We start from the raw sequence: 13,083 nt of genomic DNA, 5'->3' as shown, positions 1-13,083 counted from the left end.
GCCGACCCCTCCGCAGGCCGTGACAACGAGACGCGCCCGAAATGCTACCGGCGAAAAACACTCGCAAAACGCCGGTATTCATCCGTTATGAAATCCATGCAGGACTGTCTCCGAGACGGGCAGGCAGCATCGTTGATGGGCAGCGGACCGGCATGCCCTACTCGGCCTGCCCGTCAGTTCGCGCGACGGGCAAATACTCGTCTGAAACGAGGGTTGTCAAGACAGGGGAGTGAATTTTCCTTCCCGGATACCTGCCGCGAGCGAGTCCCATTGCCCTCCGGTGAATACCAATGCGGGGCCATTCGGATCTTTCGAGTCACGAACGCCGACATCGCCGCCTTTCAGCCAAGCCACTTCGACGCACGCACTCTGGCTGCCGCTGCGGCTGCTCTTGAACCACGTCGCTCCGGATAGGTCAAGGATTGTCACGCTCAAACTCTCTCGTAGCCCGGCGGATCAGCTGGCCTGTGTTTCATCCGGGCCTATGGCTTTCGCGCGGGGTGTGGTCAGGTGTCCGTGGTGCGGTAGATGACGATCGGGCGGTCGGCGCGGTGCAGGAGGTTCTGGCTGGTCGAGCCGAGGAGGGCGCCGCGGAAACGGCCCCAGCCTCTACTGCCCACGATCGCCATCTGGGCATCGTCGAGGGCGTGTAGGAGTTCGCGGGCCGCGGACCCCCGCCGGGACAGTGGCTGGACGACGGCGTCGGGGTACTGCTTCAGATATGGCGCGATGATTTTCGAGAGTGTCTCCGCCTCGGCGCGCGCGATTGCTTCCCAATCGACCATCAGACCCGTCGGACCCAGTAATTGCATCGCGGTGGGCATCGCTGCGCCGACGACGGAACTGTCGGTCCAAGTCCGCAGCGGAACCACCGTGACGGATAACAGCTGCGCCCATTCGAACGCGAGATCGGTCGCGGCTTCCGAGGCCGGACTTCCGTCGGTTCCCACCACGATCGGGCGGTTGTCGAGGGCGGCGTTGTCCGGATCGCCGCGCCATATCGCCACCGGGCAGTGCGCGTTGTTGGCGACGCGCAGGGCGGTCGAGCCCAGTAACCACCGTTCGACCGATCCGGCGCCGGTCGCGCCCAATACGATCATCGCCCCCTGCGCTGCTGCCTCGACCAGCCCCTTGGCGGGCGATTCGGTGTCCGCGACCAACTTCAGCTCGACCTCCGGCGCCCACTGCCGCAGCGACGCTTCGGCCGTTGTCAGCAATTCGGTCTGATATTCGCGCTGCTTTTCCGCCAGCTCAGCAGGTGTGCAGGCGGCGTCCGGCATCGGCCCCGGTGCCGGTGACGAGTGCACCAGATGCACCGGTAAGCCCAGCGCGCGGGCGAACGACGCGGCCCATCTGGCGGCTCCCAGCGATGTCTCGGACCCATCGACTCCCGCCACGATGTATTTCCCCGAGGGCTGCATATCGTCCTACCTTTCCGTGTCGACGGCCGCGATGACCTGCCGGTGGCGATGCCGATCGGAGCAACCTGCCGGCCGGGTGACCGGATCGAACCTCCTTCCGCGCGAATTGCCGGCCGCAGGCCGTGACAACAAGACGCACCTGAAATGCTATCGGCGAAAACTACCTGGAAAACGGCTGTATTCATCCGTTACGAAATCCATGCACGATTGTTCGCGCCGATCCGCTCGGCCGGGCCGGCCACCGGATGCGTGGCATCATGTGGATCGGATATTTCGTGAAGTATCAGGGGGGTTCTCCGATGCACCGCTATCGACGGTCGGCATCCGAAGCGATGTCGGCGAAGACAGAAGTGATGATTGCGATCCGGCCGGACGCGGCCACAGCGGGCGCCGGAACCGCGCTTTTTCCGGTCGCCGAAGCACTACCGGACCGGTGTGTCCAGCACGGAATCGTCACTCGAGAACGACAGGCTGTCCGGGTGCGGTTCGCGACCCGTGTGCTCGGCTCCCGGCAGATCACTTTTCGGCAGGGTTTCCGAGGTGGCCGAAGCTGGTTCCGGCTCTTTCGAGATCCACGCGCGGACGCCGTGGTCACCGGGCCGTGGCCGCGCTGCCAACGCTGTCGTAACCGCCGGCTTTTCTTACGCTGCGCGGGAGCGCTTCTGCTGGTGGCCGCGCTGGCGCCGATCGGTCTGCTCCTCGGTGCGTTGGCGGCAACGATCCTGTCCGGCTCGATACCGGACTTTATCGCCCCGAGCTCCAGATCAGGAGCCTTCATGCTGGCAGCGCCCCTCAGCCTCGTCTACGGCATCGTCCTGGCCCGCGCCGCTTTCAGCTATGCACGTCCGATTCTGCGCGCCCGTCTAGACGACGACCGAACCGCGATCGTGGTGCGGGCGCACCCCGAATTCGCCCGGGCGCTGGATGAAATCCGGCGGAAACCACCGGCCGCATCCGCTAGCACGCTGTGGTGATCGGACCGAGCGCACGCACGCTGCTCGGCCGGAGGCCGCGGCGTGGACGCAGTAGCCTCGGATACGGGAGATCAACCCGACGACGAGGAGTCAAAGAAGATGAGCCGACCGGTTCGGATCGGAATTCAACTCCAGCCCCAGCATGCCCCCGATTACGGACTCATTCGCGACGCGGTGTTGCGGGGCGAGGACGCCGGCGTGGACATCGTGTTCAACTGGGACCACTTCTATCCGCTCTACGGCGACCCCGACGGCGCCCATTTCGAATGCTGGACCATGCTCGGTGCGTTCGCCGAACAGACCGAACGCGTCGAGATCGGCGCACTGGTGACCGGCGGCGGCTACCGCAACCCGGATCTGCTCGCCGATATGGCGCGCACGGTCGACCAGATCAGCGGTGGCCGCTTGATCCTGGGGATCGGTTCGGGCTGGTTCGAGCGTGATTACGACGAATACGGCTACGAGTTCGGGACGGCGGGGAGCCGGCTGAACCTGCTCAAGGAATACCTGCCCCGGATCACCGGGCGACTGGCGAAACTGAATCCGCAGCCGGTCCGGCAGATACCGATCCTGATCGGTGGCGGCGGTGAGAAGAAGACGCTGCGGCTGGTCGCCGAATACGCCGATATCTGGCACAGCTTCGGCGAACTGGATGTGTTCACCCGCAAGAGCGGCATCCTGGAGGATCACTGCGCGCAGGTGGGGACCGAGTCGAAGAAGATCGAACGATCGGTGTCCTGGCCCGGTGCCGAGGCGGCACCCGCCTATCTCGCCGCGGGCGCGACGCTGTTCACGATCGGCATCAACGGGCCCGATTACGACCTGACCGAGGTACGGGAGGCGATCGCCTGGCGGGACCAGGTCAATCCGGAACCGGTCGCCGGTATCGCCTGAGGTGCTGATGGTGCGTGCGTCCATGGCCGGCAAGTGGGCAGGCCATGGACGCACCAGTGTTATCGAGTAACACGTACAGCAAGTCCGGCGCAGAGAACCCGGGAGACGGTGCGATGGCACAACTCCCGGGTCACAGTTCCTGAGCGTGGTATCAGTTCTCCGATACAGCCTTCTTCGGTGCCCACTGGGTGGTGCCGGGGGCCGCGCCGAGCGTGTTGACCAGGTCTACCGCCGCGATCACGAGGGCAGGCCCGCCGACCACGATCGTGCCGATGATCCCGCCGATCGTGGCGCCGGTGATCACGCTGGCAATGACAGTCGGACCGCCGATGATGCCGGCGAGCCCGATGAGTGCGCCGATGGCAGTGCCGACGAATCCGCCGATGGCGGTGGCGATTCCGAACTGCGAGGCGAAATTGCTCTGGGCGGCCAAGTTTTCCTGCGGTGACGCCACGAACTCGGTCTCCGGCCGCGCTTCCGCCGGGCGCGCCTTCGCCGGGTCCTTGACCGCGGTGAGTTCCAGAACCCGGCCCTCGTCGCGGATCGCGTGCGGCAGTGGATATTCGGTGGTCCCCTCGCGTACCGCGAGCGGCAGGGTGACCACTGTCGCGCCGGATTCGTCGACGATATCGACGGTTTCGCCGTCGATATCGAACTTTCCGTGCGTCAGGGTGGTCACCACGTTTTTTCCGACGAGTTCGGTGCGGTAACCGATATCGGGGGTGGGGGTGGGGTTTGCGTGGGCGGCTGCCGAGCCGAAGGTCGCGGTGGCAAGCAACGGCACTACGGCCGCGGCAATCTTGCGGATCCTCATGGGTTCACATGTCCGATCTGATCACGATGTCGCCAAGGGTGGTTTACAGCTGGGACGAGCACGCTGTCCGAGTACCGCCGGACCGAATCGCCTGTGTCCCGGCGGTTTCGAACATTTGAGACATTACGCCGCGGAGGGCCTCCGAGCGAAGGAATTTTTTGGAAATCCCTAGAACAAAGTTTAGAGATCGGATGACTCGGTAACTCCACTGGCCCTCGCCGACCCCGCCACCGGGCTTCTGCGGGCTCGTCATCCGCAGGCCGCCGACGTCGATCGCGCTGTGCCGTGGCGGCCGGATCACGCCTTCGCCGCTGTGTTGCTGCGGTGTTCGGCGTATCGGGTCCGGACCGTCCCGGCGGGGTCGGGCGCACTGTATATCGGGAAATCGGTGAATGTCCAGCTATCTGCAGTGATGCGCACTTGATAATGTAACTGTGTGCGTAGTTCCAGCTGACCGATTCGAGGAAAGAAGGAACATCGATGACAACGGCACACGATCAGCACACCGAACACACCCATGTGCACGGCCCGGATTGCGGGCATGTCGCGGTGCCGCACGGCGACCACGTGGATTATGTCCACGACGGGCATCTGCACCGCGAGCACGCCGGCCACTACGACGAATGCGAACCCGAGGGGCATGCCGAACACAGCGCCCACGAGCATGTGCACGGCGAGGGCTGCGGGCATGTCGCGGTGCCGCACGGCGACCATGTCGACTACATCCACGACGGCCACCGCCATGCGCCCCACAACGGGCACTACGACGAACACTGACCGAGCGAACAGGAACCGGTAACCCGGACGAGAAGCCGGTAGGTGACCATCGGCCGGGTCTCAGCCCTGTCCGGCCCGCCGGACCGTGGACCGCGGGTCGTGCCCACCCCGAGATCGGGACGAATCGCTGACAACGCAGCGCATTCGTAGATCCCGCGTGCTATCGAAACGGTCCTGGAGCAGGTGGGGCCGTGTTCGGCGGGCGAGCGGTCAGCGCGGCCGCAGCACGATTTCGGTGGGATGGCCGTCGCGGGGTGTGTCGATCGCTGTGCGTACCGCGCGGGCGACGGTTTCCGGGCGCAGGAACTGCGCGGAGTCATAGGGGCGGCCCTCCCCGGCCACGATGTCGCGCTGCATATCGGTGTCGATCCGCCCGGGATGGATCGACGTCACCCGGATCGAGGGTTCCTCGAGCCGGAGCGCGTCGCCGAAGGCCCGCAGACCGAACTTGCTCGCCGCGTAGGAGGCCCAGCCGGCGTTCGCCCGCAGGCCGGCACCCGAATTGATGAGCACGACATGTCCGTTGGTAGCCCGTAAGGCGGGCAGCAGCAGCCGGGTCAGCTCCACCACGGCGATCAGGTTGCCTTCGAGCGTTTCGCGCCACTGGCGGACCGAGGACTCGGCGATCGTGCCGAGATCGGCGATACCGGCGTTGTGCACGAGGACGTCCAGCCGGTCGATCGGTCGCACGGCCTCGGCGACCGCCGGGTAGTCGGTGAGCTCCACCGGCCAGCTGGTCGCACCCGGGAGCTCGGCCAGGATGGATTCCAGACCGGCGGCCGTGCGCGCGCCCAGCAGCAACCCGTGGTCGGCGGCGAGTTCGCGGGCGATCGCCGCGCCGAGCCCACGCCCGGCTCCGGTGATCAACGCCAAGGGCCGGTCCCGGCCGGATTCATCCGCTGCGTACTCCACGGCACAACCTCCTGTGTTCTGCGGTGCACTTCCGCACGGGGCCCTTACTCCCCAAAACCTACAAGGGCCTCGCCGAGTTCGGCGCCGCCGCCGGGCACGTTCGCGAGCGGTCGGATCCGGCCGGCGCAGTCCGTGGCCGTGACGACGTGGGTGACGCCATGAACACAGCCCATAAACACAGCGGAAATATTGCGCACACAGACGCGAAACCGTAACTGGGTAGATATTGCGATCACCCTCACTGAACCGGGCGTGATGCCCGGCCGAACGAGCAAGATGTAGAGATGGCACACCCGGGTTTCACACCGACCCAACTCGCGGCCCGCGCGGCGTACCTGCTGCGCGGCAACGACTTGGGGACCATGACCAGCGCCGCCCCACGCCTGTATCCGCATATGTGGAGCTGGGACGCGGCGTTCGTGGCGGTGGGATTGGCACCGTTGAGCGTGGAACGCGCCGTGATGGAACTCGACACCCTGCTTTCGGCGCAGTGGAAGAACGGGATGATCCCGCACATCGTGTTCGCCAACGGCGTGGACGGTTACTTCCCGGGCCCGGCGCGCTGGGAATGCCGGCTGCTGGCCGCCGCCGCCCCGGACGGTCCGGATACCTCCGGGATCACCCAGCCGCCGGTGCACGCCATCGCGGTGCAGCGGATCCTGGACCATTCGCGGCGGCACGGGCGCAGCACCCGGTCGGTGGCCGAGGCGTTCCTGAACCGCCGCTGGCCCGATCTGGTGCGCTGGCACCGCTGGCTGGCGCACGCCCGCGACCCCCTGGGCAGTGGCCGGATCACGCTGTACCACGGCTGGGAATCCGGAATGGACAATTCCCCGCGCTGGGACCGGGCCTACCAGAATGTGGTGCCCGGCCCGGACCTGCCGCCCTACCGCCGCGAGGACGTACTCGTCATCGACGACCCCTCACAGCGGCCTACCGACCGCGAATACGACCGGTACCTGTGGCTGGTGGAACAGATGCGGCGCGCCCGCTACGACGACGTCGCATTGAGCACCGCGATGGATTTCGCCGTCGAGGACGTGTTCGTGACCGCGATCTTCGCCCTGGCCTGCGAGGTGCTCGGGCAGATCGGTGAGGAGTATCACCAGCCTCGGGCCGACACCAAGGAACTGTTCGGCTGGGCCGACCGGTTCCGCGCCGGCGTGATCGCCACCACCGATGCCCGCACCGGCGCCGCCCGCGACTACGACACCCGGCTGCACCGCTGGATCACGACCGAGACCCTGGCCATGTTCGCCCCGCTGATCTGCGGCGGGCTGCCCCGCGCGGCCGAACGCAACCTGCTGCGGCTGTTCGAGGGGCCGCGGTTCTGCGGTCACCCCGACCTGCGCTACGCACTACCGCCCTCGACCTCGCCGGTATCGAAGGATTTCCGCCCCCGCGAGTACTGGCGGGGCCCGGTGTGGCCGGTGATGAGCTGGCTGTTCTCCTGGGTCTTCGCTCATCGCGGCTGGGCGGAGCGCTCGTTCATGCTGCGCGCCGAGGCGCTGCGGCAGGCCAGTGACGGTAGCTTCGCCGAATACTACGAACCGTTCACCGGGGAGCCGCTGGGCAGTATGCAGCAGTCGTGGACCGCGGCCTCTGTCCTGGACTGGCTGGGCTGACGGTCAGGCCGGCTGCGATTCGGCGGCGGGTTCGCAGGTGGCCTTCAGCGAACATCCGCCGCAGGACCCGCCGCAGCCGCCGGTCTCCTCCGGTGGGGCGACGGCCTCGGCGGCCCGCGCCCCGGCGTTCGCGCCGGAACCCAGCGTGAACAGGGCGATGACCAGCACGCCGACGGTTACCAGGATCCCGGTGAGCGTTCCGGCGGCCAGGACGACCAGCCCGCCCGCGGCGAGCAGGGCGCCGGAGACGACCGAGGTCGGCGCGGCGACCCGGTTCGCGGTGCGGAAAGCGGTCTCGTCGCGCAGTGCGGCTTCGGTGTGGACGCCGATGTAGCGGTTGCCGGGTAGGCGGCCGATGAGTCCGAGCACGCCCGTCGTCAGGGCAACCAGGGCCAGGACGAACAGCAGAATCGCGACGACAAACACCAGGTGAGATTATCAGCGCCGGTTTCCGGCGCACACCCGAACCCACCGTGACCAGCGCCACCGGCTCCGCCTTTTTGGGCTTGTCAGGCGGTAAGTCTTAGGCTGTTCGACGACGGATTTCTCCCCATCAGCAGCTAGAGAAGGCAGGGCCGTGCAGGACACCCGCGCAACCGAGACCGCCGGGCAGAGCTCGGCAGATACCGGCGCTCCGGGCCGGGCCGACGATACGCCCGCCCACCGGTACACCGCCGGACTTGCCGGGGAGATCGAACGCCGGTGGCAGGAGCGCTGGAACGAGCGCGGGACCTTCCATGCTCCCAACCCGGTCGGTCCGCTGGCCGGGGAGGTGCCCGCCGACAAGCTGTTCGTGCAGGATATGTTCCCGTACCCGTCGGGGGCGGGGCTGCATGTGGGGCATCCTCTGGGCTATATCGCGACCGATGTTTTCGCGCGGTATCACCGGATGCACGGCCGTAATGTGCTGCACGCGCTGGGGTACGACGCCTTCGGGCTGCCGGCCGAGCAGTACGCCGTGCAGACCGGCGCGCATCCCCGCGACACCACCGAGTCCAATATCGCCACCATGCAGGGGCAGCTGGACCGGCTGGGCCTGGGGCACGACCGGCGACGGTCCTTCGCGACCACCGACCCCGAGTACTACAAGTGGACGCAGTGGATCTTCCTGCGCATCTACAACGCCTGGTACGACCAGGAGGCCGACCGCGCCCGGCCGATCGAGGAGCTGGAACGACAGTTCGCGACGGGGGCGCGCCCGGCGCCGGAGGGTAAGGACTGGGCGGCCATGTCCGCCGCGGAACAGCGGGCGCTGATCGACTCGTATCGTCTGGTGTACCAGACCGATTCGATGGTCAACTGGTGTCCGGGTCTGGGCACTGTGCTGTCCAACGAGGAGGTCACCGCCGACGGCCGCAGTGAACGCGGCAACTTCCCGGTGTTCCGTAAACGGCTGTGGCAGTGGATGATGCGCATCACCTCCTATGCCGACCGGCTGATCGACGATCTGGATCGGGTGGACTGGCCGGAGAACGTGAAGGCCATGCAGCGCAACTGGATCGGGCGCTCGCGCGGGGCCCGGGTCGAGTTCGTCACCGCGGCCGGCGAGGTGGAGGTTTTCACCACCCGCCCCGACACCCTGTTCGGCGCGACCTACATGGTGCTGGCTCCGGAACACGAGATGGTCGATCAGCTGACCGCGGCCGCGTGGCCGGACGATACCGACGCCCGCTGGACCGGTGGCAGCGCGACCCCGGCGGCGGCCGTCGCGGCGTATCGCACCGCCATCGCCGCGAAATCGGATCTGGAGCGGCAGGAGAACAAGGAGAAGACCGGTGTCTTCCTCGGTGCCTACGCCACCAACCCGGTCAACGGGGCCCGGATCCCGATCTTCATCGCCGACTATGTGCTGAGCGGATACGGAACCGGCGCGATCATGGCGGTACCGGGCCAGGATCAGCGCGACTGGGATTTCGCGACCGCGTTCGGGCTGCCGATCATCCGGACCGTCGAACCACCCGAAGATTTCGACGGCGACGCGTACTCCGGGGACGGTCCCGCGATCAACTCGGACTACCTGAACGGACTGATCATCGCCGACGCCAAGGCCGCGGTGATCGCGCGCCTGGAAGCCGACGGCCACGGCGCCGGCACCGTGCAGTACAAGCTGCGGGACTGGCTGTTCGCGCGGCAGCGGTACTGGGGTGAACCGTTCCCGATCGTCTACGACGAATCCGGGGCCCCGCACGCGCTGCCGGAATCGATGCTGCCGGTGCGGCTGCCCGAACTGGACGATTTCGCGCCGGTCACCTTCGACCCGGACGACGCGGATTCCGAACCCTCCCCGCCGCTGGCCAAGGCCACCGACTGGGTGCACGTGGAACTGGATCTGGGTGACGGCCCGCGCGTCTACCGGCGCGATACCAATGTCATGCCCAACTGGGCGGGTAGTTCCTGGTACCAGCTGCGCTACGCCGATCCCACCAATTCCGCCGCGTTCTGCGCGAAGGAGAACGAGAACTACTGGCTGGGCCCGCGGACGGCCGAGCACGGCGCGGACGATCCGGGCGGCGTGGACCTGTACGTCGGCGGTGTGGAGCACGCCGTGCTGCATCTGCTGTACGCCCGGTTCTGGCAGAAGGTGCTGTTCGATCTGGGTGAGGTGAGCGGTAGCGAACCGTACCGGCGCCTGTTCAACCAGGGCTATATCCAGGCCTTCGCCTACACCGACGCGCGCGGTGCCTATGTTCCGGCGGCCGAGGTCGTGGAACGGGACGGCAGGTTCTACTGGACCGACGCCGCGGGCACCGAGATCGAGGTGAACCAGGAGTACGGCAAGATCGGCAAATCGCTGAAGAACGCCATCTCGCCCGACGAGATCTGCGAACTATACGGCGCCGATACGTTCCGGTTCTACGAGATGTCGATGGGTCCGCTGGACACCTCCCGGCCGTGGGCCACCAAAGATGTGATCGGTGCGCACCGGTTCCTGCAGCGGGTGTGGCGGCTGGTGGTGGACGAGGAGACCGGCGAGACCCGGGTCACCGAGGACAACCCGTCCGACGAGACCCTGCGGCTGCTGCACCGGACCATCGCCGGAGTGGACGAGGATCTGGCGGCCATGCGCGACAACACCGCCGGCGCCAAACTGATCGAGCTGACCAATCACCTGACCAAGGCCTACCCGAAGGGCGCGCCGCGCTCGGCGGTGGAGCCGGTGGTGCTGATGCTGGCCCCGCTGGCCCCGCATATGACCGAGGAGCTGTGGGAACGGCTGGGTCACAGCCACTCCCTGGCGCACGGTCCGTTCCCGGTGGCCGATCCCGCGCTGCTGACCGCCGAGACCGTGGAGTACCCCATCCAGGTGAACGGGAAGGTCCGCAGCCGTATCCAGGTGGATCCGGACGCCGACAAGGCGGCGATCGAAGCGGCCGCGCTGGCCGACGAGAAAATCGCCGCGCTGCTGGACGGTAAGTCCCCGCGCAAGTTGATCGTGGTGCCGGGCCGGTTGGTCAATATCGTTTCTTGACCCGGCACGGTGGCCTGGGCAACCACCGGGCTACCGTGTTGGCCGGTCGTTAATCTGCGAGACTCCTCGGACTTGCCTGCGTCCGCTAGCGTGCGTGCGTTCAGCCCGGAACAGGAGTCCCACTGTGAAACCTCTTGCGCTCTTCGTCGCCCACGAACCGGCCGGCTCGCGGTCCCGCGTGACCTGCCAGTACAAATGCGGCAACGCCTGCTTCCACGAGGTACCCAACACCTCGTCGAACACCTACTTCGGGGATATCGTGGCCGGCATCTCCCGCCGCCGCGTGCTGCAGGGCGGTGCGGCCGCGGTGGTCGCGATCGGTGCCGTCGGCGCGCTGGCCGCCTGCGGTGACGACGCGGGCGCCGGAACCGCCGACGGCGCGCCGGGTACGGGGACCGGTTTCGCTCCGGTGGCTCCCAACACCGAGGATGCGGTCGTCATCCCGGAAGGGTACGAGCAGGGTGTGGTCATCCGCTGGGGTGATCCGCTGTTCGCGGACGCGCCCGAATTCGATTTCTTCGCGCAGACACCCGCCGCGCAGGCGAAGCAGTTCGGCTACAACAACGACTTCGCCGGGCTGCTGCCGATCGAAGGCCAGGCGGGTAAGTACCTGCTGGTGGTGAACCACGAATACAGCACCGAGGTGTTCATGTTCCCCGGCTACAAGCCCGAGGCCATCAGCAAGGAGCAGGTCGAAATCGCCATGGCCGCGCACGGCCTGACAGTGGTCGAGGTGCACGGCGAATTCGGCACCGGGCGGTTGAAGCCGGTGTTCGGCAAGTACAACCGGCGGATCACTGCCACCACCGAATTCCTGCTGACCGGGCCCGCCGCCGGCAGCCCGCTGCTGAAAACCACCGCCGACCCCACCGGGACCAAGGTGCTGGGCACGATCAACAACTGCTCCGGTGGCGTGACTCCATGGGGGACAGTGCTTTCCGGAGAAGAGAACTTCAACGCCTACTTCATCGGCACGTCCGCGGACCCGGCCACCGCCGCACGGCTGGAGCGCTACGGTATCGGCGAATCCGATTCCCCGCACTTCTGGGAGAAGTTCGACAAGCGGTTCGATGTGGCGGCCGAACCCAACGAGTCCAATCGCTTCGGCTGGGTGGTCGAGGTGGATCCGTGGGATCCGGAATCCACACCGGTCAAACACACCGCGCTCGGCCGCTTCAAGCACGAGGCCGCAAATATTCATGTGACCGAGGACGGCACCGTGGTCGCTTACAGCGGTGACGACGAGCGCTTCGACTACATGTACAAGTTCGTCTCCGCGCGCAAGATCGAACCCGGTACCGGCGCGGCCAGCCGCCGCCACAACCTGACGATCCTGGACGCGGGCACCCTCTACGTCGCGAAACTGACCGGCGATCACCCGGACCGGATCGACGGCTCGGGTTCGGTCCCCTCGGATCAGGGCTTCACCGGTAAGGGACAGTGGATCCCGATCCTGCGTACCGCCGAGGACGGGCGGGGCGAGTCACTGGTGGACGGTATGTCGGCGGAGGAGGTCGCGGTGTTCACCCGCCTCGCCGGTGACAAGGCCGGCGCCACCAAGATGGACCGCCCGGAGGATTTCGAAGCCAACCCGAAGACCGGCAAGGTGTATGTGGCGCTGACCAACAACACCAAACGCGGCACCGACGGTAAGGCCGCGGCCGACGAGGCCAATCCGCGCAACGAGAACAAGAACGGCCAGGTGCTCGAGATCACCGACGATCACGCCGGCACCGAATTCACCTGGTCGCTGCTGCTGGTCTGCGGTGATCCGGCCACCGCCGACACCTACTTCGCCGGTTACGACAAGACGAAAGTCAGTCCGATCTCCTGCCCGGACAACCTCGCGTTCGATCCCTACGGCAATCTGTGGATCAGCACCGACGGCAACGCGCTGGACGCCAACGACGGCCTGTTCGCGGTGGTTCTCGACGGCGACCGCCGCGGCGAAACCAAACAGTTCCTGTCGGTCCCGGTGGGCGGTGAGACCTGCGGTCCGGTGATCACCGAGGAGCGGGTCATCGTGTGCGTGCAGCATCCGGGCGAAACCGACGATGCGTCGGTGGAGAACCCCGCCTCGCACTGGCCGGACGGTGGCACCTGGCAGCCGCGGCCCGCGGTGGTCGCGGTCTGGAAGTCCGGTGGCGGCCGGATCGGCGTCGAGTAGTCCGGCTTCCACGCGGAAGCGGAGAGTTGC

11 protein-coding genes are annotated in these 13,083 nt (G+C 66.9%); 6 read left to right on the top strand and 5 right to left on the bottom strand.

The window, feature by feature from the left end; translation table 11 throughout:
• Positions 1–216: 216 nt before the first annotated feature.
• Both ACIA75_RS02880 and ACIA75_RS02875 read right to left on the bottom strand, forming a co-directional pair.
• Positions 217–429 (bottom strand): DUF397 domain-containing protein, encoded by a 213-nt coding sequence (locus ACIA75_RS02880; RefSeq protein WP_397099226.1) that lies wholly within the window; start codon positions 427–429, stop codon positions 217–219.
• 77 nt (positions 430–506) lie between these two features.
• The gene (locus ACIA75_RS02875; RefSeq protein WP_397099224.1) at positions 507–1,421 is read right to left on the bottom strand and encodes a universal stress protein; all 915 of its coding nucleotides are present in this window, start codon (positions 1,419–1,421) and stop codon (positions 507–509) included.
• Positions 1,422–2,089: 668 nt separating this feature from the next.
• On the opposite strand from ACIA75_RS02875, the gene ACIA75_RS02870 reads away from it, so the two are divergent.
• Positions 2,090–2,395: a hypothetical protein gene (locus tag ACIA75_RS02870; protein WP_397099222.1), complete on the top strand. Its 306-nt coding sequence runs from the start codon at positions 2,090–2,092 to the stop codon at positions 2,393–2,395.
• 99 nt (positions 2,396–2,494) lie between these two features.
• On the top strand, positions 2,495–3,289 hold the full coding sequence (locus ACIA75_RS02865) for an LLM class F420-dependent oxidoreductase (protein ID WP_397099220.1): 795 nt from the start codon (positions 2,495–2,497) through the stop codon (positions 3,287–3,289).
• Between the two features lie 151 nt (positions 3,290–3,440).
• Here the strand turns inward: ACIA75_RS02865 and ACIA75_RS02860 are convergent, their stop codons facing one another.
• Positions 3,441–4,103 (bottom strand): ammonium transporter, encoded by a 663-nt coding sequence (locus tag ACIA75_RS02860; RefSeq protein WP_397099218.1) that lies wholly within the window; start codon positions 4,101–4,103, stop codon positions 3,441–3,443.
• A 480-nt stretch (positions 4,104–4,583) separates the two neighbouring features.
• Between ACIA75_RS02860 and ACIA75_RS02855 the strand changes: the two genes are divergently transcribed.
• The gene (locus tag ACIA75_RS02855) at positions 4,584–4,880 is read left to right on the top strand and encodes a hypothetical protein (protein WP_397099216.1); all 297 of its coding nucleotides are present in this window, start codon (positions 4,584–4,586) and stop codon (positions 4,878–4,880) included.
• A gap of 210 nt (positions 4,881–5,090) precedes the next feature.
• Here the strand turns inward: ACIA75_RS02855 and ACIA75_RS02850 are convergent, their stop codons facing one another.
• Entirely contained in the window at positions 5,091–5,792 is a 702-nt protein-coding gene (locus ACIA75_RS02850; protein WP_397099214.1) for an SDR family oxidoreductase, read from the bottom strand.
• 284 nt (positions 5,793–6,076) lie between these two features.
• Here ACIA75_RS02850 and ACIA75_RS02845 point away from each other — a divergent pair, with 284 nt between their 5' ends.
• Complete coding sequence (locus ACIA75_RS02845) at positions 6,077–7,417, top strand: MGH1-like glycoside hydrolase domain-containing protein (RefSeq protein ID WP_397099211.1); 1,341 nt, start codon at positions 6,077–6,079, stop codon at positions 7,415–7,417.
• Between the two features lie 3 nt (positions 7,418–7,420).
• Here ACIA75_RS02845 and ACIA75_RS02840 read toward each other — a convergent pair whose 3' ends face one another.
• Positions 7,421–7,843, bottom strand: coding sequence for an SdpI family protein (locus tag ACIA75_RS02840; protein ID WP_397099209.1), 423 nt, complete (start codon positions 7,841–7,843; stop codon positions 7,421–7,423).
• Positions 7,844–7,994: 151 nt separating this feature from the next.
• Between ACIA75_RS02840 and leuS the strand changes: the two genes are divergently transcribed.
• Both leuS and ACIA75_RS02830 read left to right on the top strand, forming a co-directional pair.
• Positions 7,995–10,886, top strand: a complete 2,892-nt coding sequence (gene leuS, locus ACIA75_RS02835; protein WP_397099207.1) for a leucine--tRNA ligase — start codon at positions 7,995–7,997, stop codon at positions 10,884–10,886.
• Between the two features lie 124 nt (positions 10,887–11,010).
• Positions 11,011–13,053 carry a PhoX family protein gene (locus tag ACIA75_RS02830; RefSeq protein ID WP_397099204.1) on the top strand — a complete coding sequence of 681 codons (2,043 nt, stop codon included), beginning with the start codon at positions 11,011–11,013 and terminating at the stop codon, positions 13,051–13,053.
• Positions 13,054–13,083 lie beyond the last annotated feature (30 nt).

The organism is Nocardia sp. NPDC051750 (genome assembly GCF_044453135.1).
GTDB lineage: Bacteria > Actinomycetota > Actinomycetes > Mycobacteriales > Mycobacteriaceae > Nocardia.
The sequence above is the reverse complement of the archived record's forward strand: the minus strand, read 5'-3'. Positions and strand labels throughout refer to the sequence as shown.